Origin of the sequence: Citrobacter sp. C348 (assembly GCF_047467975.1) — a bacterium.
In the GTDB taxonomy this organism is placed as follows: domain Bacteria; phylum Pseudomonadota; class Gammaproteobacteria; order Enterobacterales; family Enterobacteriaceae; genus Citrobacter; species Citrobacter gillenii.
The window spans coordinates 672,631-695,092 of the sequence record NZ_JASJUJ010000001.1 but is presented as its reverse complement, the minus strand read 5'-3'; the positions used below and the strand labels follow the sequence as shown (position 1 = coordinate 695,092).

Genomic DNA, 22,462 nt, shown 5'->3' with positions numbered 1-22,462 from the left:
TTGCTCACTTCTCTCCGTGGAGCCGGTATGTCGCAAAAAATTACCCTCATCAAAGACAAAGTCCTTTCCGATAACTACTTCATCCTGCGCAATATCACCTATGAACTGACCCGTAGCAACGGCGAGGTCATCCGCCACAAACGCGAGGTTTACGATCGCGGTAACGGGGCCACCATCCTGCTGTATAACCCGGAGAAAAAGACCGTGGTGCTGATCCGCCAGTTTCGCGTCGCGACCTGGGTCAACGGTAACGAAAGCGGACAGCTAATAGAAACCTGCGCCGGACTGCTGGACAACGACGAGCCGGAAGCCTGCATTCGCAAAGAGGCGATAGAAGAGACCGGCTATGAAGTGGGTGAGGTGCGTAAACTGTTTGAGTTGTACATGTCGCCGGGCGGCGTGACCGAATTAATCCACTTTTTTATCGCGCAATACAGTGACAGCCAGCGGGCGAATGCCGGCGGCGGCGTTGAAGATGAAGATATTGAGGTTCTGGAGCTCCCCTTTACGCAGGCGCTGGAGATGATCAAAACTGGCGAGATCCGAGATGGTAAAACGGTGCTATTGCTGAACTATTTGCAGTCGTCACATCTCATGGACTCATGATCGGAATTTATATTTCTTTACAAAATAACGGCCAATCCGACGATTCTGATTGAGCCTCATCAATCGCGCAAGGAAGATACGGCTCAGGTTGTTGGTTTTGACTTCGGGGTTGTACCGTCCATGCGCTATCGCGTTATTTTCATCTTTCTGCTCGGTTTGCTGCCGGTCCGCTTTTTGTGGGCGGCTCCTGCGCAGCAGGCATTTTCCGACTGGCAGGTGACCTGCAATAACCAGAATTTTTGCGTGGCGCGCAATACCGGTGAACATCACGGCCTGGTGATGACCCTAAGCCGCAGCGCCGGGGCGCATACCGACGCGGTGTTGCGCATCGAACTGGGGGGACTGGACTCCCCCGATGCCAGAGAGGCAGAGATTGCGCCGCGTCTGCTGCTCGACGGTGCACCGTTATCGCTGACCGGCGAGCACTGGAACATTACGCCCTGGCATCTGATGACTGACGATCCTGTCACCATTAGCGCCTTTTTACAGACCGTGCAAAACGCGCAGACGATTACCCTGCAAAAAGGGGGGCAAACCTTGTCGCTGGCAGGACTGAAAGCCTCACTGCTGTTTATTGACGCGCAGCAAAAACGCGTAGGCAGCGAAACTGCCTGGATAGAAAAAGGTGGCGAGCCGCCGCTCAGCGTGCCACCGGCTCCCGCCCTGAAAGGCGTGGCCATCGTTAATCCCACGCCAACCCCCCTGTCTGAACAAGAGCGCAACGACCTGCTGGATTACGGGAACTGGCGGATAAATGGCATGCGCTGTTCGCTCGACCCGATGCGTCGCGAGGTGCGGGTGTCTGCGTTAACGGACGACAAAGCGTTGCTGATGATTGGCTGTGAAGCTGGGGCGTATAACACCATCGATCTGGCATGGATTGTGTCCCGCAGCAAACCGCTGACTTCTCGCCCCGTGCGGTTGAGCCTGCCGTTTAAAACGGATGCAGAAAGCAATGATATGGAGTTGACCAATGCTGCGTTCGATGAAAAATCGCGCGAGCTGATTACGCTCGCCAGGGGGCGTGGCTTGTCGGACTGCGGGATCCAGACGCGCTGGCGTTTTGACGGCCAGCGTTTTCGTCTGGTGCGTTATGCACAAGAGCCAAGCTGTGATAACTGGCATGGCCCGGACGCCTGGCCCACGTTGTGGATCACCCGTTAATTTAACGCCGGATGCGGCTATGCCTTATCCGACCTACGGGCTTGATGGCGACGATCACCCGTTAAGCACCTTATGCGCTTTTTCGACGATGTTCTCTACCGTAAAGCCGAAGTACGGGAATAATTTGTCCGCCGGGGCGGATTCCCCATAGCCAGTCATGCCGACAATAGCCCCTTTCAGCCCGACGTATTTGTACCAGTAGTCGGCAATGCCCGCTTCCACCGCCACGCGCGCGCTGACGCTGGCTGGCAGGACCGATTCCCGGTACGCCTCATCCTGGGCGTCGAAGATATCCGTTGAGGGCAGAGAGACCACGCGGACGTTACGGCCTTCACCTGTCAATTTCTCCGCCGCCAGCAGCGTGATCTCCATCTCTGACCCGGTAGCAATCAGGATAATATCCGGCTTCCCGCCGCCGTCTTTCAGCACGTAGCCGCCGCGGGCAATCTCTTTGACCTGCTCAGGCGTGCGTTCAACCTGTGCCAGGTTCTGCCTGGAAAGGATCAGCGCCGTGGGACCGTTATGGCGCTCAACGGCTAGTTTCCAGCCTACTGCCGCTTCGACCTTATCGCACGGACGCCAGGTGCTGAAGTTGGGCGTCAGGCGCAGGCTGGCGAGCTGCTCTACCGCCTGGTGAGTCGGACCGTCTTCCCCCAGACCAATCGAGTCGTGGGTATAGACCATGATCTGTCGGGCCTTCATTAATGCTGCCATGCGTGCGGCGTTACGGGCGTATTCGACAAACATCAGGAAGGTGGCTGTATACGGGACAAAACCGCCATGATGGGCAATGCCGTTGGCAATGGCGGTCATGCCAAATTCACGCACGCCGTAGTGAATGTAATTCCCGGCCGGGTCGTCTTTCAGCGAGGTTGAGCCTTTCCAGATAGTCAGGTTGCTGGGGGCGAGATCGGCAGAGCCGCCAAGCAGTTCGGGCAGCATCGGGCCATAGACGTTGAGGGTGTTTTGCGATGCCTTACGGGTGGCAATTTTTGCCGGATTAGCCTGCAATTCGCGAATGTATTTCTCGGTACTCTTTTCCCACTCTTTTGGCAGCCCACCACGCATCCGGCGGGTAAACTCTGCTGCCAGTTCAGGATGTGCTTGCTGGTACGCGGAGAAGGTCGTATTCCAGTCCTGCTGGGCTTTTTCGCCTTTTTCCCGCGCGTCCCAGGCCCGATAAATCTCTTTGGGGATGTGAAAGGCGGGATGATGCCAGCCCAGCTTCTGGCGGGTCAACGCCACTTCTTCTTCACCCAGTGCCGCGCCGTGCGCCTCTTCTTTCCCGGCCTTATTCGGCGAACCAAAGCCAATTACCGTCCGACAGATAATGAGTGATGGCTTATCGGTCACGCTTTGGGCTTCCAGAATGGCTTTCTTCACCGCTTCAGGATCGTGCCCGTCTATCTCGTGTACCACATGCCAGTGATACGCTTCAAAGCGCTTCGCGGTATCGTCGGTAAACCAGCCTTTGGTTTCGCCATCAATAGAGATGCCGTTGTGGTCGTAAAAGCCGATCAGCTTGCCCAGTCCTAGCGTCCCCGCCAGCGAACAGACTTCGTGGGAAATCCCTTCCATCAGGCAGCCGTCGCCCATAAAAACATAGGTGAAATGGCTGACAATCTCATGGCCCGGCTGATTAAACTGCGCGGCCAGCGTTCGTTCGGCCACCGCCAGCCCGACGGCGTTCGCCAGGCCCTGACCCAATGGCCCGGTGGTGGTTTCCACGCCCGGCGTGTAGCCCAGTTCCGGGTGCCCGGGCGTTTTTGAATGCAGCTGGCGGAAGTTCTTTAACTCGTCCAACGGCAGGTCGTAACCGGAAAGATGCAGCAGGCTGTAAAGCAGCATTGAGGCGTGACCGTTGGACAAAATAAACCGGTCACGATCGTACCAGTGAGGATCGCTCGGGTTATGGCGGAGAAAATCGTTCCACAGCACTTCGGCAATATCGGCCATGCCCATCGGTGCGCCGGGATGGCCTGAGTTGGCTTTCTGGACCGCATCCATACTCAGCGCACGAATGGCATTGGCAAGCTCTTTACGGGTCATAGGAAATACTCCTTGAAAAGTAAAGTGTTAGAGCGTGTGTTAATTCACACTTTTGGAGAATTTGCAGGCGTTGTCAGCAAAAAGCATAGCAGACAGGCATGGTATTGCTGGCTTAAGCAGGTAACATGGCTGTTATAAATTGATAACAAATTCTTTCTTTGAGTAGTGAGAGTTTGGCGACCTTCAAAGTTTGCGCCGCTGACTGAGGTGATAATGTGCGGCTCTGCAAAAGGGTTACCTGCGCCACTTTATTGATCGATACGTGAAAGGAACAACAAGATGGATGACCAGTTAAGACAAAGCGCCCTCGATTTCCACGAGTTTCCAGTACCCGGCAAAATTCAGGTTTCGCCAACCAAACCCCTTGCCACCCAACGTGACCTGGCGCTGGCCTATTCACCCGGTGTTGCTGCCCCGTGTCTGGAGATTGAAAAAGACCCGCTGGCGGCCTACAAATACACCGCGCGCGGCAACCTGGTGGCGGTGATTTCCAACGGTACTGCGGTACTGGGGCTGGGCAACATTGGTGCGCTGGCCGGCAAACCGGTGATGGAAGGGAAAGGCGTTCTGTTTAAGAAATTTGCCGGGATTGACGTGTTCGATATTGAAGTCGACGAACTCGATCCGGATAAATTTATTAACGTGGTGGCGGCCCTTGAGCCGACGTTTGGCGGCATCAACCTCGAAGATATCAAAGCGCCGGAATGCTTCTACATAGAGCAAAAACTGCGTGAGCGCATGAATATTCCGGTATTTCATGACGACCAGCACGGCACGGCTATCATCAGCACCGCTGCGATCCTCAACGGTCTGCGGGTGGTGGAGAAGAATATCTCTGATGTGCGTATGGTGGTGTCCGGTGCGGGGGCGGCGGCGATTGCCTGTATGAACCTGCTGGTGGCGCTGGGCATGCAGAAGCACAACATTGTGGTCTGCGACTCCAAAGGTGTGATTTACAAAGATCGCGAACCAAATATGGCTGAAACTAAAGCAGCCTACGCGGTGGAAGATGACGGCAAGCGTACACTGGATGACGTGATCGACGGGGCTGACATCTTCCTTGGCTGTTCCGGCCCGAAAGTGCTGAGCCAGGAGATGGTCAAGAAAATGGCGCGTGCGCCGATGATTCTGGCGCTGGCCAACCCGGAACCGGAAATTCTGCCGCCGCTGGCGAAAGAAGTGCGTTCCGATGCCATTATTTGTACCGGTCGCTCCGACTACCCGAACCAGGTCAACAACGTCCTGTGCTTCCCGTTCATCTTCCGCGGTGCGCTGGACGTGGGTGCCACTGCAATCAACGAAGAGATGAAGCTGGCGGCGGTACATGCTATTGCGGAACTGGCGCATGCTGAGCAGAGCGAAGTGGTGGCCTCCGCCTATGGCGATCAGGACCTGAGCTTTGGCCCGGAATACATCATTCCTAAGCCGTTTGACCCGCGTCTGATTGTCAAAATTGCACCGGCGGTGGCGAAAGCGGCCATGGACTCCGGCGTGGCAACGCGCCCGATTGCCGACTTTGATGCGTACATCGATAAGCTGAGTGAGTTTGTCTACAAAACCAACCTGTTCATGAAGCCGATTTTCTCGCTGGCACGCAAAGCGCCGAAGCGCGTGGTGCTGACGGAAGGGGAAGAGGCGCGCGTGCTGCATGCGACCCAGGAATTGATCACCTTAGGTCTGGCGAAGCCGATCCTGATTGGCCGTCCGAGCGTGATCGAAATGCGCATCCAGAAACTGGGGCTGCAGATCAAAGCCGGTGTTGATTTTGAGATCGTCAACAACGAATCCGATCCGCGCTTCAAAGAGTACTGGAGTGAGTATTATCAGATCATGAAGCGCCGGGGGATCACCCAGGAGCAGGCGCAGCGTGCGGTGATTGCCAACACCACGGTGATTGGTGCGATCATGGTGCAACGCGGTGAAGCGGATGCGATGATCTGCGGCACGATTGGCGACTATCACGAGCATTTCAGCGTGGTGAAAGCGGTATTTGGTCACCGCGACGGTGTGCATACGGCGGGGGCGATGAACGCGCTGTTGCTGCCAAGCGGCAACACCTTTATCGCCGATACCTACGTTAACGATGACCCGACGCCGGATCAGCTGGCGGAAATCGCCGTGATGGCGGCCGAAACCGTACGGCGTTTTGGTATCGAACCGAAGGTGGCATTGCTGTCGCACTCCAACTTTGGCTCTTCCAACTGTCCGTCGGCCAGCAAAATGCGCGCAGCGCTGGAGCTTATCAAGGCGCGTGCGCCAGAACTGATGATCGACGGTGAGATGCACGGTGATGCCGCGCTGGTAGAAAGCATTCGTAACGATCGGATGCCGGACAGTCCGCTGAAAGGCTCCGCCAATATTCTGGTGATGCCGAATATGGAAGCGGCGCGTATTAGTTACAACTTACTACGCGTGTCCAGCTCTGAAGGCGTAACAGTCGGCCCGGTGCTGATGGGGGTGGCGAAACCGGTTCATGTATTAACGCCGATCGCCTCTGTTCGTCGTATCGTGAATATGGTGGCGCTGGCGGTTGTAGAAGCGCAAACACAGCCGCTGTAATTTCACTTTAATTAATTCTGGCGCGGGTTTCTCCCGCGCCTTTTTATTTTCCCTTTCTTAGTGATCTCCCTCACCTTTTAAACCTGGTTGCCGAATTTTGTTATTTACTCTGACGAAAAATTGTCACGATGGGGTCAGTTTTAGCAGAGGCGGTGAGCAATGGAAAAAGAACGCATCATCCAGGAATTTGTGCCGGGGAAACAGGTCACGCTGGCGCATCTGATAGCGCACCCCGGCGAAGAGTTGGCGAAAAAGATCGGCGTTCCCGAGTCTGGCGCGATCGGCATTATGACCTTAACGCCGGGTGAAACGGCGATGATTGCCGGTGATTTAGCCATGAAGGCGGCGGATGTACATATCGGCTTTCTCGATAGATTCAGCGGCGCGCTGGTGATCTACGGCTCTGTAGGTGCAGTGGAAGAGGCGTTGCTCCAGACGGTGAGCGGTCTGGGCCGGTTATTAAATTTCACTTTGTGCAACCTGACAAAAAGTTAATCAGAGGCGGCGATGAAACGTATTGCGTTTGTCGGTACGGTGGGAGCGGGAAAAACCACGCTCTTTAATGCGCTCCAGGGGAATTATTCCCTCGCCAGAAAAACACAGGCTGTCGAGTTTAATGAAAACGGCGATATCGACACCCCGGGAGAATATTTTAGCCATCCGCGCTGGTATCACGCCTTAATTACCACGCTGCAGGATGTCGATACGTTGATTTATATACACGCAGCAAATGATTTAGAAAGTCGCTTACCTGCCGGGCTGTTGGATATCGGCGCCAGTAAACGACAAATCGCCGTTATCAGCAAGACGGATGTGCCGGATGCCAATGTCGCCGCAACGCGACAATTACTTCGCGGGATAGGGTTTCAGGAGCCGATTTTTGAGCTCAATAGCCACGACCCAAGCAGTGTGCAGCACCTGGTGGATTATCTGACTGAGCTCAGCCAAAAGGAGGAAAGGGCAGGTGAAAAAACTCATCACAGCTAACGATATTCGTGCGGCCCACGCACGCGGTGAACAGGACGTATCGGTTGTTCTGCGCGCCAGCATCATCACCCCGGAAGCACGCGAAGTTGCGGCGCTGCTGGGCGTCACTATCACTGAATGCGATGAATCCGCGCCGGCAGCCGTATCAACGTCTACGGCAGCACCAACTGCGGCGGATGACGGCAAAACGGAAAGCCAGCGTATTCGCGAAACCATCATTGCGCAGTTACCGGAAGGACAGTTTACCGAAAGCCTGGTCGCGCAGCTGATGGACAAAGTGATGAAGGAGAAACAGTCGCTGGAGCAGGGCGGAATGCAGCCCAGCTTTGCCTCGGTGACCGGCAAAGGTGGCGTCAAAGTCATTGACGGCAGCAGCGTCAAGTTTGGCCGTTTTGATGGCGCCCAGCCGCACTGTGTCGGTTTAACCGACTTAGTCACCGATCAGGACGGGAGCAGCATGGCCGCCGGGTTTATGCAGTGGGATAACGCATTTTTCCCATGGACGCTGAACTACGACGAAATCGACATGATCCTGGAAGGCGAGCTGCACGTTCGTCATGAAGGCGAAACCATGATTGCGAAGGCCGGGGATGTGATGTTTATCCCGAAAGGTTCCAGCATTGAGTTTGGTACGCCGACGACGGTGAAGTTCCTGTATGTGGCCTGGCCTGCGAACTGGCAGTCCTGCTAAGGCGGATGTATGAAGGATTTCATTACCGAAGCATGGCTCAGGGCGAATCATACGCTCAGCGAAGGGGCTGAAATTCATCTCCCCGCTGATGCTCGCCTGACGCCGTCTGCCCGGGAGTTGCTGGAAAGTCGTCGACTGCGCATTAAGTTTATCGATGAGCAGGGAAGCCTGTTTATCGACGACGAGCAGCAGCAGCCGCAGCCGGTGCATGGTTTAACCAGCAGCGATGCACACCCGCAGGCGAGCTGCGAGCTGTGTCATCAACCGGTGGCGAAGAAACCTGACACGCTGACGCATCTGACGGCAGACAAAATGGTCGCTAAAAGTGACCCGCGCCTGGGATTTCGCGCGGCGCTGGACAGCACGATTGCGCTGGCCGTGTGGTTACAGATTGAACTGGCCGAACCGTGGCAGCCGTGGCTGGCGGATATCCGCTCGCGCTTAGGCAACATTATGCGCGCCGACGCCATGGACGAACCTCTGGAAGCACAGGCCATCGTTGGCTTAAGCGACGGAGATTTACACCGGCTCTCGCATCAACCGCTGCGCTACCTCGACCACGATCATCTGGTGCCGGAAGCCAGCCACGGTCGTGATGCTGCACTGCTTAATTTGCTGCGCACCAAAGTCCGCGAAACGGAAACGGTGGCGGCGCAGGTGTTCATCACTCGGGGTTTTGACGTACTGCGCCCGGATATCCTGCAGGCGCTGAACCGTCTTTCAAGTACGGTTTACGTAATGATGATTCTGAGCGTGGCGAAGCATCCGCTGAGCGTCAGCCAAATCCAACAGCGACTGGGGGAGAAGTCATGATCATTGAACGCGCTCGCCAACTCGCCAAACGAACTCCTGCTCGGGTGGTGTTCCCGGACGCGCTGGATGTCCGGGTACTGAAAGCGGCGAACTACCTGCATCAGCACGGTCTGGCTCGCCCCATTCTTGTTGCCAGCCCATTTGCGTTGCGCCAGTTTGCCCTCAGTCACCGCGTGGCAATGGACGGTATTCAGGTTGTTGATCCGCAAAGCAATGTGCAAATGCGTGAAGAGTTTGCCCTGCGCTGGCTGGCCCGTGCGGGCGAAAAAACGCCGCCGGATGCGCGGGAAAAACTCAACGATCCGCTGATGTTTGCCGCCGCGATGGTCAGTGCCGGTAAAGCCGATGTCTGTATTGCCGGCAACCTGTCGTCAACGGCCAACGTGCTGCGTGCCGGGTTGCGCATCATTGGCTTACAGCCGGGTTGCAAAACGCTGTCGTCGATTTTCCTGATGTTGCCGCAGTATCTCGGGCCGTCATTAGGATTTGCCGACTGTAGCGTGGTGCCGCAGCCGACCGCCGCACAGCTGGCGGATATAGCCATCGCCAGTGCGGAAACCTGGCAGGCGATTACCGGTGAAGAGCCGCGCGTGGCCATGCTGTCGTTTTCAAGTAATGGCAGTGCCCGTCATCCCAACGTCGCTAACGTGCAGCAGGCCACCGAGATCGTTCGTGAACGCGCGCCGCAGCTTACCGTCGACGGTGAACTGCAATTTGATGCCGCCTTTGTACCGGATGTCGCCGCGCAAAAAGCGCCCGCCAGTCCGCTACAGGGCAATGCCAATGTGATGGTTTTCCCGTCGCTGGAGGCAGGCAATATTGGTTATAAAATCGCCCAGCGCCTGGGAGGGTATCGTGCAGTAGGCCCCTTGATTCAGGGACTTGCCGCACCGCTTCACGACCTCTCTCGCGGCTGTAGCGTGCAGGAAATTATCGAACTGGCGTTGGTGGCAGCTGTGCCGCGCCAGACTGAAATGAGTCGTGAAAGCGCCTCGCAAACACTGGTTGTTTAGGTCCCGTTCTGGACCCCTTCTACTAAGAGGAAAACACAATGGAAGCATTAGGAATGATCGAAACCCGGGGCCTGGTTGCACTGATTGAGGCTTCTGACGCAATGGTTAAAGCGGCACGCGTGAAACTGGTTGGCGTGAAGCAGATCGGTGGCGGCCTGTGTACTGCCATGGTTCGTGGTGATGTGGCCGCTTGCAAAGCAGCTACGGATGCCGGAGCTGCTGCTGCGCAGCGTATTGGCGAACTGGTTTCTGTACACGTTATCCCGCGTCCGCATGGCGATCTGGAAGAAGTATTCCCGATCAGCTTCAAAGGCGACAGCAACGATATGTAAGTCGTCCATGTGACGCCACTGGATTGTTAAGAGAAAGCTGGCGTCACCCTCTCTCCTTTTCACATTACCTTCTGCGGAGGGTAGGGGGAGGTTTTACCTGAAATATGCCACGGAGGCGGGTATGAAACTGGCAATCGTCACAGGACAAATTGTTTGTACCGTACGCCATCAGGGGCTCGCGCACGACAAGTTGCTGATGGTGGAAATGATTGATGCTCAGGGAAATCCCGACGGGCAGTGTGCTGTTGCTACCGACAGCATCGGAGCGGGAACCGGAGAGTGGGTGCTGCTGGTCAGTGGAAGCTCTGCCCGCCAGGCGCACAGTAGTGACTCATCGCCTGTCGATCTGTGCGTGATTGGCATTGTCGATGAAGTCGTGGCAGGCGGTCAGGTGATCTTCCATAAATAAGGCAGAAAATCATGAATCAACAGGATATTGAACAGGTCGTGAAAGCGGTGCTGCTGAAAATGAAAGACAGCAGTCAACCCGTCAATGCCGTTCAAGAAATGGGCGTCTTTGCCTCCCTGGATGACGCAGTGGCGGCAGCAAAACTGGCACAGCAGGGGCTGAAAAGCGTCGCTATGCGCCAGTTGGCTATTCACGCTATTCGTGAAGCAGGCGAAAAACACGCCAGAGAATTAGCGGAATTTGCCGTCAGTGAAACCGGCATGGGACGCGTTGAAGATAAATTTGCCAAAAACGTGGCGCAGGCGCGCGGCACGCCGGGCGTGGAATGCCTGTCTCCACAGGTACTGACCGGCGATAACGGCCTGACGCTGATTGAAAATGCGCCGTGGGGCGTGGTGGCATCGGTAACGCCGTCCACCAACCCGGCCGCGACCGTCATTAATAACGCCATCAGCCTGATTGCGGCGGGTAACAGCGTGGTATTTGCACCGCATCCTGCTGCAAAAGGCGTTTCTCAGCGTGCGATTGGTCTGCTTAACCAGGCGGTAGTCGCTGCGGGTGGTCCGGCAAACTTGCTGGTGACCGTTGCCAATCCGGACATCGAAACCGCGCAGCGTCTGTTTAAGTACCCAGGCATTGGTTTGCTGGTGGTGACCGGCGGCGAAGCGGTGGTGGAATCGGCGCGTAAACACACCAACAAACGTCTGATTGCCGCCGGTGCCGGTAACCCGCCAGTGGTGGTGGATGAAACCGCCGATCTGGCACGCGCCGCACAGTCCATCGTTAAAGGTGCGTCGTTTGATAACAACATCATCTGCGCCGATGAAAAAGTCCTGATCGTCGTGGATAGCGTTGCTGATGAGTTGATGCGTCTGATGGAAGGCCAGCAAGCGGTCAAACTGACCACGGCTCAGGCCGAACAGCTGCAACCGGTACTGCTGAAAAACGTCGATGAACGCGGTAAAGGCACGGTTAGCCGTGACTGGGTCGGGCGCGATGCGGCCAAAATCGCCGCGGCGATCGGCCTGAATGTCCCGGAGCAAACCCGCTTGTTGTTCGTCGAAACCTCAGCCACACATCCGTTTGCGGTAACTGAACTGATGATGCCGGTGCTGCCGGTGGTGCGGGTGGCTAACGTTGACGAAGCCATTGCGCTGGCGGTCACGCTTGAAGGTGGTTGCCACCATACGGCGGCGATGCACTCACGCAACATCGATAACATGAACCGTATGGCTAACGCCATCGACACCAGCATTTTCGTCAAGAACGGACCGTGCATTGCCGGTCTTGGGCTTGGCGGTGAAGGCTGGACCACCATGACCATTACTACGCCAACCGGGGAAGGGGTGACCAGTGCGCGCACGTTTGTCCGCCTGCGTCGCTGTGTATTGGTGGATGCGTTTCGCATCGTATAAGGAGTGAAAGAGATGGCGCATGACGAACAACTGTGGCTCACACCCAGGCTGCAAAAAGCAGCAACGCTGTGTAACCAGACGCCTGCGGCGAGCGATTCACCGCTGTGGTTGGGCGTTGATTTGGGGACCTGTGATGTGGTGTCGATGGTTGTCGACAGTGAAGGACAGCCGGTTGCGGTGTGTCTGGACTGGGCCGACGTCGTGCGTGACGGCATCGTCTGGGATTTTTTCGGTGCCGTGACCATTGTTCGTCGCCATCTCGATACGCTCGAACAACAACTGGGTTGCCGCTTTACCCATGCGGCAACCTCGTTCCCGCCAGGAACGGACCCGCGTATCTCCATCAACGTGCTGGAATCTGCCGGACTTGAGGTTAGCCATGTGCTGGATGAACCCACCGCTGTGGCGGATCTGCTTCAGCTGGATAACGCAGGCGTGGTGGATATCGGCGGTGGGACGACCGGTATTGCCATTGTGAAGCAGGGCAAAGTGACCTATTCCGCCGACGAAGCGACCGGCGGGCATCACATTTCTCTGACGCTGGCCGGGAACCGTCGTATTCAACTGGAAGAAGCCGAGCAGTACAAGCGCAGTAACGGCAAAGAAATCTGGCCGGTGGTGAAGCCGGTTTACGAAAAGATGGCGGAAATTGTCGCCCACCATATTGCCGGGCAGGGCGTCATGGATTTATGGCTGGCCGGTGGGTCCTGTATGCAGCCGGGGGTTGATGAGCTGTTCCGTAAGCGTTTCCCGGAGCTGCAGGTACATTTACCGCAGCACAGTCTGTTTATGACCCCGCTGGCGATTGCCAATAGCGGAAAAGTAAAAGCGGAAGGAATCTATGCAAGCTGAATTGCAGACCGCGCTCTTTCAGGCATTCGATGCCCTGAATCTGCAACGCGTAAAAACGTTCAGCGTTCCACCGGTCACGCTATGTGGACTGGGAGCGCTCAGCACCTGCGGGCAGGAAGCGCAAACGCGCGGGCTGACGCACATGTTCGTTATGGTGGATAGCTTCCTGCATGAAGCGGGAATGACCGCCTCACTGGAGCGCAGCCTGGCGATGAAAGGCGTGGCGATGACGCTGTGGCCGTGTCCGGTCGGTGAGCCGTGCATCACTGACGTTTGCGCGGCGGTGGCACAGCTGCGCGAGTCAAAATGTGACGGCGTCGTGGCCTTCGGCGGCGGCTCGGTACTGGATGCCGCCAAAGCCGTCGCGTTGCTGGTAACCAACCCAACGCAAACGCTGGCTGACATGACGGAAAACAGCGTGCTGCGTCCTCGTTTACCGCTGATTGCCGTGCCAACCACCGCCGGGACCGGGTCAGAAACCACCAACGTCACGGTGATTATCGATGCTGCCACCGGACTGAAAAAAGTGCTGGCCCACGCCACGCTGATGCCGGACGTCGCCATTCTCGATGCGGCGGTAACGGAAGGCGTACCACCGCACGTGACGGCAATGACCGGCATCGATGCACTCACCCACGCCGTGGAAGCCTACAGCGCGCTGAACGCGACACCGTTTACCGACAGCCTGGCGATTGGCGCGATCGCGATGATTGGCAAGTCGCTGCCGAAAGCGGTGGGCTACGGCCATGACCTGGCGGCGCGTGAAAGCATGTTACTGGCTTCCTGTATGGCGGGGATGGCTTTTTCCAGCGCCGGTTTGGGCTTGTGTCACGCGATGGCGCACCAGCCGGGTGCTGCGCTGCACATCCCGCACGGGCAGGCTAACGCCATGCTGCTTCCTACGGTAATGGGCTTTAACCGCATGGTGTGCCGTGAACGCTTCAGCCACATCGGGCGGGCGTTAACCAATAAGAAATCAGACGATCGTGACGCCATCAACGCGGTTGTTGAGCTGATCGCCGAAGTGGGCCAGACCAAACGGCTCGCTGACGTGGGCGCGAAACCTGAGCATTACAGTACCTGGGCGCAAGCCGCATTGAACGATATTTGTATACGCAGCAACCCACGCACCGCCACGCAGGAACAGATTATCGACCTGTATACGGCGGCACAATAAGGCATACCAGGAAGTAGGCCGGATAAGGCGTTCGCGCCGCCATCCGGCAACAACGCGACATCATTGCCTGATGGCGCTGCGCTTATCAGGCCTACTAAGCACCTGGCAAATGGAGATAGGGCTATGGGAATTAACGAAATCATCATGTACATCATGATGTTCTTTATGCTGATTGCCGCCGTGGACAGGATCCTGTCGCAGTTCGGTGGTTCAGCGCGTTTCCTCGGTAAGTTTGGTAAGAGCATTGAGGGATCGGGCGGTCAGTTTGAAGAAGGTTTTATGGCGATGGGCGCACTGGGCCTGGCGATGGTCGGTATGACTGCGCTGGCACCGGTACTGGCACATGTGCTCGGACCGGTAATTATTCCGCTGTATGAAATGCTGGGCGCGAACCCGTCAATGTTTGCCGGAACGCTGCTGGCGTGTGATATGGGCGGCTTCTTCCTGGCGAAAGAACTGGCGGGTGGCGACGTGGCCGCATGGCTGTACTCTGGCCTGATCCTCGGGGCAATGATGGGGCCGACGCTGGTCTTCTCCATCCCGGTTGCGCTGGGAATTATTGAACCGTCAGACCGTCGTTATCTGGCTCTGGGCGTACTGGCCGGTATCGTGACCATTCCGGTTGGCTGTATCGCAGGCGGTCTGGTGGCAATGTACTCCGGGGTTGAAATCAACGGGCAACCGGTGGAGTTCACCTTCGCGCTGATTCTGATGAACATGATTCCGGTGCTGATCGTCGCCATCCTGGTGGCGCTGGGGCTGAAATTTATCCCGGAAAAAATGATTAACGGCTTCCAGATCTTCGCCAAGTTCCTGGTGGCGCTGATCACCATCGGCCTGGCGGCGGCGGTCATTAAGTTCCTGCTTGGCTGGGAGCTGATCCCGGGTCTCGATCCTATCTTCATGTCTGCGGGTGATAAGCCCGGCGAAGTGATGCGCGCCATCGAAGTGATCGGTTCTATCTCCTGCGTGCTGCTGGGTGCCTACCCGATGGTACTGCTGCTGACCCGTTGGTTTGAAAAACCGCTAATGAGTGTCGGCAACCTGCTGAAAATCAACAATATCGCCGCTGCGGGTATGGTGGCAACTCTGGCGAACAACATCCCGATGTTCGGCATGATGAAAAATATGGATACCCGCGGCAAAGTGATCAACTGCGCGTTCGCGGTCTCCGCAGCCTTCGCTCTGGGCGACCACTTAGGTTTTGCCGCCGCGAACATGAACGCCATGATCTTCCCGATGATTGTCGGCAAGTTGATTGGTGGTGTGACGGCGATTGGCGTAGCGATGATGCTGGTGCCAAAAGACGAAAACGTTCCGGCCGTTGTTGACGCGGAAACCGCAGAAACAAAAGCGGAGGCGCAATCGTGAATACTCGCCAGCTACTGAGCGTCGGTATCGATATCGGCACCACCACCACTCAGGTGATCTTCTCCCGCCTTGAGCTGGTTAACCGTGCGGCGGTGTCGCAGGTGCCGCGCTACGAATTCATCAAACGCGAAATTAGCTGGCAAAGCCCGGTCTTCTTCACACCCGTCGATAAGCAGGGCGGGTTGAAAGAGGCTGAACTTAAAGCGCTGATCCTGGCTCAGTATCAGGCGGCGGGTATTGCGCCGGAAACGGTTGATTCCGGCGCGATCATCATTACCGGAGAAAGCGCGAAAACCCGCAACGCCCGTCCGGCGGTGATGACGCTCTCCCAGTCGCTGGGTGACTTCGTGGTGGCCAGTGCCGGTCCGCACCTGGAATCGGTGATTGCCGGTCACGGTGCCGGTGCACAAACGCTGTCTGAGCATCGTCTGTGCAGCGTGCTGAATATCGACATCGGCGGCGGGACGTCAAACTACGTACTGTTTGATGCCGGAAAGGTCAGCGGCTCTGCGTGCCTGAACGTCGGGGGACGACTGCTGGAAACTGACGGTCAGGGGCGCGTGGTCCATGCGCACCAGCCGGGACAGATGATTGTCGACGAGGTGTTTGGTGCCGGTACCGACGCCCGAACGCTCAATGCGGCGCAGCTTGCTCAGATTGCGCGGCGAATGGCGAATTTGATCGTGGAAGTGATTGAAGGCACGCCTTCTGCCCTGGCGCAGGCGCTGATGCAAACCGGTTTACTGCCTGCGGGCGTGAAACCGGATGTGATTACGCTTTCCGGAGGAGTGGGCGAGTGCTACCGCAACCAGCCTGCCGATCCGTTCTGTTTTTCTGACATTGGACCGCTGCTGGCGACGGCGCTGCATGAACATCCGCGCTTGCGTGAGATGAACGTGCAGTTCCCGGCGCAAACCGTGCGCGCCACGGTGATTGGCGCCGGGGCGCATACGCTGTCGCTGTCGGGCAGCACCATCTGGCTGGAAGGCGTGGCGCTTCCGCTGCGCAATCTGCCGGTGGCGATCCCGGTTGACGACGCTGATTTGGTGGCGGCCTGGCAGCTGGCGCTGGTGCAGCTCGATCTTGATCCGAAAACAGACGCCTATGTGCTGGCGCTGCCCGGGTCGCTGCCGGTGCGCTACGCCGCGCTATTAACGGTCATCGACGCGCTGCTGGCCTTTGTCGCGCGTTATCCGAATCCGCATCCCCTGCTGGTGGTAGCCGAGCAGGATTTTGGTAAAGCCCTGGGCATGCTGTTACGCCCACAGTTACAGCAACACCCGCTGGCGGTCATCGATGAGGTGATTGTCCGGGCGGGGGACTATATCGACATTGGTACGCCTCTTTTTGGCGGATCGGTTGTGCCGGTGACGGTGAAATCACTCGCATTTCCTTCCTGAGGGAACGACTTATGAAACTAAAGACCACATTGTTCGGCAATGTTTATCAGTTTAAGGATGTAAAAGAGGTGCTGGCCAAAGCCAACGAACTGCGTTCGGGGGATGTGCTGGCAGGTGTCGCCGCGACAAGCTCACAGGAGCGCGTGGCGGCCAAACAGGTGTTGTCGGAAATGACGGTGGCGGATATTCGCAACAACCCGGTGATTTCCTATGAAGAGGACTGCGTCACGCGTCTGATTCAGGATGACGTCAACGAAACAGCCTATAACCGCATCAAAAACTGGAGCATCAGTGAGCTGCGCGAGTACGTGTTGAGTGATGAAACCTCTGTCGATGACATTGCGTTTATGCGCAAAGGGTTAACGTCAGAAGTGGTCGCTGGGGTGGCAAAAATTTGCTCCAACGCGGACCTGATCTACGGCGGCAAAAAAATGCCGGTGATCAAAAAAGCCAACACCACGATCGGCTTGCCGGGCACCTTCAGCTGCCGTTTGCAGCCGAACGACACCCGTGACGATGTGCAGAGTATTGCCGCGCAAATCTACGAAGGGCTTTCTTTCGGTGCGGGCGATGCGGTGATCGGCGTTAACCCGGTAACCGATGACGTGGAGAACTTAAGCCGCGTACTCGACACCGTGTATGGCGTGATCGACAAATATAACATTCCTACTCAGGGCTGCGTGCTGGCGCACGTTACTACCCAGATCGAAGCGATTCGTCGCGGCGCGCCGGGCGGGCTGATTTTCCAGAGTATCTGCGGTAGCGAGAAAGGCTTGAAAGAGTTCGGCGTTGAGCTGGCGATGCTGGACGAGGCGCGTGCAGTGGGCGCTGAATTCAACCGTATCGCCGGGGAAAACTGCCTGTACTTTGAGACCGGGCAGGGGTCTGCGCTTTCTGCTGGCGCTAACTTCGGTGCCGATCAGGTGACGATGGAAGCGCGTAACTACGGGCTGGCACGCCACTACGATCCGTTCCTGGTGAATACCGTTGTCGGCTTTATCGGGCCAGAGTATCTCTACAATGACCGCCAGATTATTCGCGCCGGTTTAGAAGATCACTTCATGGGCAAGCTGAGCGGCATTTCGATGGGCTGTGACTGTTGTTACACCAACCATGCCGATGCTGACCAGAACCTCAACGAAAACCTGATGATTCTGCTCGCCACCGCAGGCTGCAACTACATCATGGGCATGCCGCTCGGTGACGACATCATGCTTAACTATCAGACCACCGCGTTCCACGACACCGCGACTGTGCGCCAGTTGCTGAACCTGCGTCCGTCGCCGGAGTTTGAACGCTGGCTGGAAAACATGGGCATTATGGCAAACGGTCGCCTGACCAAACGGGCGGGCGATCCGTCACTGTTCTTCTGATGACGCGGGGATGACACACGATGGATCAAAAACAGATTGAAGAAATTGTACGCAGCGTAATGGCGTCAATGGGTGAGTCACAACCGCAGGCTCAAGCGCCGTCAGCGGAAGTGAAATGCAGCACCACGCAGTGCGCCGCACCAACGGGCGAAAGCTGCGCCATGGATTTAGGATCGCCGGAAGCGAAAGCGTGGATTGGCGTTGAAAACCCGCACCGCGCAGAAGTGTTGACGGAGCTGCGTCGCAGCACCGCTGCACGTGTCTGTACCGGTCGTGCTGGCCCGCGTCCGCGTACCCAGGCGCTGCTGCGCTTCCTGGCTGACCACTCACGCTCGAAAGATACCGTGCTGAAAGAGGTGCCGGAAGAGTGGGTGAAAGCACAAGGCTTGCTGGAAGTGCGCTCGGAAATCAGTGACAAAAATCTGTACCTGACCCGCCCGGACATGGGCCGTCGTCTGAGTGCGGAAGCGATTGAAGCGCTGAAATCCCAGTGCGTGGCGAACCCGGATGTCCAGGTGATTGTCTCTGATGGCCTGTCTACGGATGCCATCACCGCCAACTACGAAGAGATTCTGCCGCCATTGTTGTCTGGATTAAAACAGGCTGGGCTGAAGGTTGGCACGCCGTTCTTTGTCCGCTATGGCCGCGTGAAAATCGAAGATCAGATTGGCGAGCTGCTGGGTGCGAAAGCGGTGATCCTGCTGGTCGGTGAACGTCCGGGCTTAGGCCAGTCGGAAAGTCTTTCCTGCTACGCCGTCTATTCACCGCGCGTGGCGACCACCGTTGAGGCCGACAGAACCTGTATTTCCAACATTCACCAGGGCGGTACGCCACCGGTCGAAGCGGCTGCGGTAATCGTGGATTTGGCCAAACGCATGCTGGAGCAAAAAGCGTCCGGCATCAACATGACCCGTTAAGGAGGCATCATGCCAGCATTAGATTTGATTAGACCTTCAGTCACCGCCATGCGCGTGATTGCCTCGGTAAATGACGGTTTTGCCCGCGAACTTAAATTACCGCCACATATACGTAGCCTCGGACTCATCACAGCAGACTCTGATGACGTGGCGTATATTGCCGCAGACGAAGCGACAAAACAGGCAATGGTCGAAGTGGTTTATGGCCGCTCGCTGTATGCCGGTGCGGCGCACGGACCTTCTCCAACGGCAGGTGAAGTGTTGATTATGCTCGGTGGACCTAACCCGGCGGAAGTTCGCGCGGGTCTGGATGCGATGGTGGCCAATATTGAAAATGGCGCCGCGTTCCAGTGGGCCAATGATGCAGAAAATACGGCTTTCCTGGCACACGTGGTATCGCGTACCGGTTCATACCTTTCTGCTACGGCGGGATGCGTACTGGGCGATCCGATGGCTTATCTGGTGGCTCCGCCATTAGAAGCAACCTACGGGATTGATGCTGCGCTGAAATCTGCCGATGTACAGATTGTTACCTACGTGCCGCCACCGTCAGAAACCAACTACTCGGCGGCGTTTTTAACCGGTAGCCAGGCCGCCTGTAAAGCAGCCTGTAACGCCTTCGCTGATGCTGTTCTGGATATTGCCCGTAATCCTGTCCAGCGCGCGTAAGAGAGGTTGCAATGATCAATTCACTGGGATTACTGGAAGTGGATGGCATGGTGGCTGCTGTAGACGCGGCGGATGCCATGCTGAAAGCCGCGAACGTGCGTCTGCTTAGCCACCAGGTGCTCGATCCTGGCAGGCTAACGCTGGTGGTGGAAGGCGATCTGGCGGCGTGTCGTGCAGCGCTGGATGCCGGTTGTGCTGCTGCTGCGCGTACAGGACGTGTTATCAGCCGCAAGGAGATAGGGCGGCCGGATGATGACACCCAGTGGCTGATCGGCGGTTTTACACGCCAGCCGAGAAAACCAGAACCGAAGAAGTCAGAACCGAAGCCGGAAGTGACATCAGACGTGAAATCAGAGAAGACGCAGGAAACACCGGTGTCCTCTGAATCCTCTGATGAATTACTGGCGTTGTTAACATCGGTCCGTCAGGGAATGACGGCAGGGGAAGTGGCCGCGCACTTTGGCTGGTCACTTGATAAAGCCAGAATCGCGCTGGAACAGCTCTTTTCTGCCGGAGCGTTGCGTAAACGCAGTAGTCGCTATCGCTTAAAAAATTAACCTGTCGGAGGGCCGGGGGCTTCAGTGAAGCTTCCGGCTTCAAAAGTCATGAAAAAGAAACGTACTGCAAACCTGCACCATCTTTATCATGAAGTATTACCCGAAGACGTTAAACTTACGCCGAAAGTGGAAGTGGACAACGTTCACCAGCGGCGAACAACGGATGTGTATGAACACGCACTGACCATTACCGCCTGGCAGCAGATCTACGACCAGCTGCATCCAGGGAAATTTCATGGCGAGTTCACTGAAATCCTGCTTGATGATATTCAGGTGTTCCGTGAATACACCGGTCTGGCGCTGCGTCAGTCCTGTCTCGTCTGGCCAAATTCATTCTGGTTTGGTATTCCTGCTACGCGCGGCGAACAGGGGTTTATCGGCACCCAATGTCTGGGTAGCGCTGAAATTGCCACCCGTCCGGGCGGGACGGAGTTTGAGCTGAGTACGCCGGATGATTACACCATTCTTGGCGTAGTTATCTCTGAAGAGGCGATTGCCCGTCAGGCCAACTTCCTGCACAACCCGGAAAGGGTGCTGCATATGCTGCGCAACCAGTCGGCGCTGGAAGTAAAAGAACAACACAAAGCAGCACTGTGGGGCTTTGTGCAACAGGCGCTGGCGACGTTCAGTGAGAATCCGGCGAATCTGCATCAGCCTGCGGTACGCAAAGTGTTAGGGGATAACCTGCTGCTGGCGATGGGCACCATGCTGGAAGAAGCCCAGCCGATCATCACCGCCGAGAGTATCAGCCATCAGAGTTACCGTCGGCTGCTGTCGCGTGCACGCGAATATGTGCTGGAAAATATGTCGGAGCCGCTGACCGTGCTCGACCTGTGCAATCAGCTGCATGTCAGCCGCCGGACGTTGCAAAACGCCTTTCATGCGATCCTTGGGATTGGGCCGAATGCCTGGTTAAAACGCATTCGTCTGAACGCGGTGCGTCGCGAGCTTATCAGCCCGTGGTCGCAGAGTACGACGGTCAAAGACGCCGCGATGCAGTGGGGATTCTGGCATTTAGGGCAGTTTGCCACCGATTACCAGCAGCTATTCGCCGAGAAACCGTCGCTGACGCTGCATCAGCGTATGCGTCAGTGGGCGTGATGAGATTATTGAGTCGGATGCGACGCTTCGCGTTTTATCCGACCTACGGGACGGTGCCATTATTGAAGTTGTAGGCCGGATAAGGCGTTAGCCGCCATCAGGCAATGACACCCAGTCGCGCACCTGAATAAACTCGCTAAGGGCGGCTTCCGGGCTGTTCGCTTCCGGCTGCCAGTCATACTCCCAGCGCACCAGCGGCGGCATCGACATCAGAATGGATTCCGTACGCCCGCCGGTCTGTAGACCAAACAGCGTGCCGCGATCCCACACCAGGTTAAATTCCACGTAGCGTCCACGACGATAAAGCTGGAAGTTGCGCTCGCGCTCACCCCAGCTCATCACTTTACGACGCTCAACGATCGGCAGGTACGCGTCGGTATAGCCGGTGCCAACCGCCCGCATAAAATCGAAACAGTGGTCGAAGTCCGGGGTATTTAAATCATCGAAAAACAGTCCGCCGATGCCGCGCTGTTCGTTGCGATGCTTAAGGAAAAAGTAGTCATCGCACCACTTTTTGTAACGCGGGTAAACGTCATCGCCAAACGGCTGGCACAGCTCAAGCGCCGTGCGGTGCCAGTGAACGGCGTCCTCTTCAAAGCCGTAGTAGGGCGTTAAATCAAAGCCACCGCCAAACCACCACACCGGATCAGCACCGGGTTTTTCGGCGATAAAAAACCGCACGTTGGCATGACTGGTGGGAATGTACGGGTTGAGCGGATGCACTACCAGTGACACGCCCATCGCTTCAAAACTTCGCCCGGCCAGCTCTGGTCGATGTGCTGTCGCCGAGGCTGGCATCGCGTCACCATGGACATGGGAAAAATTCACGCCCGCTTGTTCAAAAATCCCACCGTTACGCAGCACCCGGCTACGTCCGCCGCCACCCGCTTCGCGCTGCCAGCTATCTTCAACAAATTCAGCGCCGTCTACGGCAGACAGTTGCTGGCAAATATCATCCTGCAGACTGAGCAGGAACTGTTTAACGCGCTGGGCATCGGGCTTCATGA

The 22,462-nt window shown here is 56.7% G+C and carries 22 protein-coding genes; 20 read left to right on the top strand and 2 right to left on the bottom strand.

The features are described 5' to 3' along the window. The first annotated feature begins 27 nt into the window (after positions 1–27). Both nudK and QNN86_RS03350 read left to right on the top strand, forming a co-directional pair. Positions 28–606: a GDP-mannose pyrophosphatase NudK gene (gene nudK / locus QNN86_RS03355; protein ID WP_096756212.1), complete on the top strand. Its 579-nt coding sequence runs from the start codon at positions 28–30 to the stop codon at positions 604–606. Positions 607–726: 120 nt separating this feature from the next. Beyond that, positions 727–1,770, top strand: a complete 1,044-nt coding sequence (locus tag QNN86_RS03350; RefSeq protein WP_182269372.1) for a DUF1176 domain-containing protein — start codon at positions 727–729, stop codon at positions 1,768–1,770. Between the two features lie 54 nt (positions 1,771–1,824). Here QNN86_RS03350 and tkt read toward each other — a convergent pair whose 3' ends face one another. Beyond that, positions 1,825–3,819, bottom strand: coding sequence for a transketolase (gene tkt, locus QNN86_RS03345; protein ID WP_414210624.1), 1,995 nt, complete (start codon positions 3,817–3,819; stop codon positions 1,825–1,827). A gap of 279 nt (positions 3,820–4,098) precedes the next feature. Here tkt and maeB point away from each other — a divergent pair, with 279 nt between their 5' ends. The 18 genes from maeB (at position 4,099) to eutR (ending at position 21,455) form a co-directional block, all read left to right on the top strand. Next, a complete protein-coding gene (gene maeB / locus QNN86_RS03340; protein ID WP_096756215.1) occupies positions 4,099–6,378 on the top strand; it encodes an NADP-dependent oxaloacetate-decarboxylating malate dehydrogenase in 2,280 nt (759 codons plus the stop codon). Between the two features lie 159 nt (positions 6,379–6,537). Then, a complete protein-coding gene (eutS, locus tag QNN86_RS03335; protein WP_096756222.1) occupies positions 6,538–6,873 on the top strand; it encodes an ethanolamine utilization microcompartment protein EutS in 336 nt (111 codons plus the stop codon). 12 nt (positions 6,874–6,885) lie between these two features. Next, positions 6,886–7,365 carry an ethanolamine utilization acetate kinase EutP gene (gene eutP, locus QNN86_RS03330; RefSeq protein ID WP_096756223.1) on the top strand — a complete coding sequence of 160 codons (480 nt, stop codon included), beginning with the start codon at positions 6,886–6,888 and terminating at the stop codon, positions 7,363–7,365. Continuing rightward, the gene (gene eutQ / locus QNN86_RS03325) at positions 7,343–8,056 is read left to right on the top strand and encodes an ethanolamine utilization acetate kinase EutQ (protein ID WP_117343542.1); all 714 of its coding nucleotides are present in this window, start codon (positions 7,343–7,345) and stop codon (positions 8,054–8,056) included. The genes eutP and eutQ overlap by 23 nt, the downstream gene beginning before the upstream one ends. A gap of 9 nt (positions 8,057–8,065) precedes the next feature. Next, the gene (gene eutT, locus QNN86_RS03320; RefSeq protein ID WP_181617557.1) at positions 8,066–8,869 is read left to right on the top strand and encodes an ethanolamine utilization cob(I)yrinic acid a,c-diamide adenosyltransferase EutT; all 804 of its coding nucleotides are present in this window, start codon (positions 8,066–8,068) and stop codon (positions 8,867–8,869) included. After that, complete coding sequence (gene pta / locus QNN86_RS03315) at positions 8,866–9,882, top strand: phosphate acetyltransferase (protein WP_414210623.1); 1,017 nt, start codon at positions 8,866–8,868, stop codon at positions 9,880–9,882. The genes eutT and pta overlap by 4 nt, the downstream gene beginning before the upstream one ends. A 38-nt stretch (positions 9,883–9,920) precedes the next feature. Continuing rightward, a complete protein-coding gene (gene eutM / locus QNN86_RS03310) occupies positions 9,921–10,214 on the top strand; it encodes an ethanolamine utilization microcompartment protein EutM (protein WP_005121908.1) in 294 nt (97 codons plus the stop codon). A 121-nt stretch (positions 10,215–10,335) separates the two neighbouring features. Continuing rightward, positions 10,336–10,623: an ethanolamine utilization microcompartment protein EutN gene (eutN, locus tag QNN86_RS03305; protein ID WP_096756227.1), complete on the top strand. Its 288-nt coding sequence runs from the start codon at positions 10,336–10,338 to the stop codon at positions 10,621–10,623. 11 nt (positions 10,624–10,634) lie between these two features. Next, the gene (locus QNN86_RS03300; RefSeq protein ID WP_182269375.1) at positions 10,635–12,038 is read left to right on the top strand and encodes an aldehyde dehydrogenase; all 1,404 of its coding nucleotides are present in this window, start codon (positions 10,635–10,637) and stop codon (positions 12,036–12,038) included. A 12-nt stretch (positions 12,039–12,050) separates the two neighbouring features. Then, a complete protein-coding gene (gene eutJ, locus QNN86_RS03295; RefSeq protein WP_096756229.1) occupies positions 12,051–12,890 on the top strand; it encodes an ethanolamine utilization protein EutJ in 840 nt (279 codons plus the stop codon). Next, positions 12,880–14,067 (top strand): ethanolamine utilization ethanol dehydrogenase EutG, encoded by a 1,188-nt coding sequence (gene eutG / locus QNN86_RS03290; protein WP_181617554.1) that lies wholly within the window; start codon positions 12,880–12,882, stop codon positions 14,065–14,067. The genes eutJ and eutG overlap by 11 nt, the downstream gene beginning before the upstream one ends. A 123-nt stretch (positions 14,068–14,190) precedes the next feature. Continuing rightward, positions 14,191–15,438 carry an ethanolamine utilization protein EutH gene (eutH, locus tag QNN86_RS03285; RefSeq protein WP_414210622.1) on the top strand — a complete coding sequence of 416 codons (1,248 nt, stop codon included), beginning with the start codon at positions 14,191–14,193 and terminating at the stop codon, positions 15,436–15,438. Further along, entirely contained in the window at positions 15,435–16,838 is a 1,404-nt protein-coding gene (gene eutA / locus QNN86_RS03280) for an ethanolamine ammonia-lyase reactivating factor EutA (RefSeq protein WP_414210621.1), read from the top strand. Before eutH ends, eutA begins: the two co-directional genes overlap by 4 nt. Positions 16,839–16,849: 11 nt before the next feature. Continuing rightward, entirely contained in the window at positions 16,850–18,211 is a 1,362-nt protein-coding gene (gene eutB / locus QNN86_RS03275) for an ethanolamine ammonia-lyase subunit alpha (RefSeq protein ID WP_096756233.1), read from the top strand. A gap of 20 nt (positions 18,212–18,231) precedes the next feature. Further along, positions 18,232–19,128 (top strand): ethanolamine ammonia-lyase subunit EutC, encoded by an 897-nt coding sequence (eutC, locus tag QNN86_RS03270; RefSeq protein ID WP_096756234.1) that lies wholly within the window; start codon positions 18,232–18,234, stop codon positions 19,126–19,128. Between the two features lie 9 nt (positions 19,129–19,137). Further along, positions 19,138–19,797, top strand: a complete 660-nt coding sequence (gene eutL / locus QNN86_RS03265; protein ID WP_096756235.1) for an ethanolamine utilization microcompartment protein EutL — start codon at positions 19,138–19,140, stop codon at positions 19,795–19,797. Positions 19,798–19,808: 11 nt separating this feature from the next. Continuing rightward, positions 19,809–20,354, top strand: a complete 546-nt coding sequence (eutK, locus tag QNN86_RS03260; protein WP_414210620.1) for an ethanolamine utilization microcompartment protein EutK — start codon at positions 19,809–19,811, stop codon at positions 20,352–20,354. A gap of 48 nt (positions 20,355–20,402) precedes the next feature. Beyond that, entirely contained in the window at positions 20,403–21,455 is a 1,053-nt protein-coding gene (gene eutR, locus QNN86_RS03255; RefSeq protein ID WP_181617550.1) for an HTH-type transcriptional regulator EutR, read from the top strand. Positions 21,456–21,542: 87 nt separating this feature from the next. On the opposite strand, the gene hemF is transcribed toward eutR, so the two are convergent. Further along, positions 21,543–22,460 (bottom strand): oxygen-dependent coproporphyrinogen oxidase, encoded by a 918-nt coding sequence (gene hemF / locus QNN86_RS03250; protein WP_414210619.1) that lies wholly within the window; start codon positions 22,458–22,460, stop codon positions 21,543–21,545. Between the last annotated feature and the right edge of the window lie 2 nt (positions 22,461–22,462).

What these genes read in the sequence shown, in the direction of transcription:
- eutH (WP_414210622.1), top strand. Translation starts at nt 14,191, where the DNA reads ATGGGAATTAACGAAATCATCATGTACATCATGATGTTCTTTATGCTG.
- eutC (WP_096756234.1), top strand. Translation starts at nt 18,232, where the DNA reads ATGGATCAAAAACAGATTGAAGAAATTGTACGCAGCGTAATGGCGTCA.
- eutT (WP_181617557.1), top strand. Translation starts at nt 8,066, where the DNA reads ATGAAGGATTTCATTACCGAAGCATGGCTCAGGGCGAATCATACGCTC.
- QNN86_RS03300 (WP_182269375.1), top strand. Translation starts at nt 10,635, where the DNA reads ATGAATCAACAGGATATTGAACAGGTCGTGAAAGCGGTGCTGCTGAAA.
- QNN86_RS03350 (WP_182269372.1), top strand. Translation starts at nt 727, where the DNA reads ATGCGCTATCGCGTTATTTTCATCTTTCTGCTCGGTTTGCTGCCGGTC.
- hemF (WP_414210619.1), bottom strand. Translation starts at nt 22,460, where the DNA reads ATGAAGCCCGATGCCCAGCGCGTTAAACAGTTCCTGCTCAGTCTGCAG.
- eutS (WP_096756222.1), top strand. Translation starts at nt 6,538, where the DNA reads ATGGAAAAAGAACGCATCATCCAGGAATTTGTGCCGGGGAAACAGGTC.
- maeB (WP_096756215.1), top strand. Translation starts at nt 4,099, where the DNA reads ATGGATGACCAGTTAAGACAAAGCGCCCTCGATTTCCACGAGTTTCCA.
- eutJ (WP_096756229.1), top strand. Translation starts at nt 12,051, where the DNA reads ATGGCGCATGACGAACAACTGTGGCTCACACCCAGGCTGCAAAAAGCA.
- nudK (WP_096756212.1), top strand. Translation starts at nt 28, where the DNA reads ATGTCGCAAAAAATTACCCTCATCAAAGACAAAGTCCTTTCCGATAAC.
- eutG (WP_181617554.1), top strand. Translation starts at nt 12,880, where the DNA reads ATGCAAGCTGAATTGCAGACCGCGCTCTTTCAGGCATTCGATGCCCTG.
- eutR (WP_181617550.1), top strand. Translation starts at nt 20,403, where the DNA reads ATGAAAAAGAAACGTACTGCAAACCTGCACCATCTTTATCATGAAGTA.
- pta (WP_414210623.1), top strand. Translation starts at nt 8,866, where the DNA reads ATGATCATTGAACGCGCTCGCCAACTCGCCAAACGAACTCCTGCTCGG.
- eutN (WP_096756227.1), top strand. Translation starts at nt 10,336, where the DNA reads ATGAAACTGGCAATCGTCACAGGACAAATTGTTTGTACCGTACGCCAT.
- eutP (WP_096756223.1), top strand. Translation starts at nt 6,886, where the DNA reads ATGAAACGTATTGCGTTTGTCGGTACGGTGGGAGCGGGAAAAACCACG.
- eutM (WP_005121908.1), top strand. Translation starts at nt 9,921, where the DNA reads ATGGAAGCATTAGGAATGATCGAAACCCGGGGCCTGGTTGCACTGATT.
- eutL (WP_096756235.1), top strand. Translation starts at nt 19,138, where the DNA reads ATGCCAGCATTAGATTTGATTAGACCTTCAGTCACCGCCATGCGCGTG.
- tkt (WP_414210624.1), bottom strand. Translation starts at nt 3,819, where the DNA reads ATGACCCGTAAAGAGCTTGCCAATGCCATTCGTGCGCTGAGTATGGAT.
- eutK (WP_414210620.1), top strand. Translation starts at nt 19,809, where the DNA reads ATGATCAATTCACTGGGATTACTGGAAGTGGATGGCATGGTGGCTGCT.
- eutB (WP_096756233.1), top strand. Translation starts at nt 16,850, where the DNA reads ATGAAACTAAAGACCACATTGTTCGGCAATGTTTATCAGTTTAAGGAT.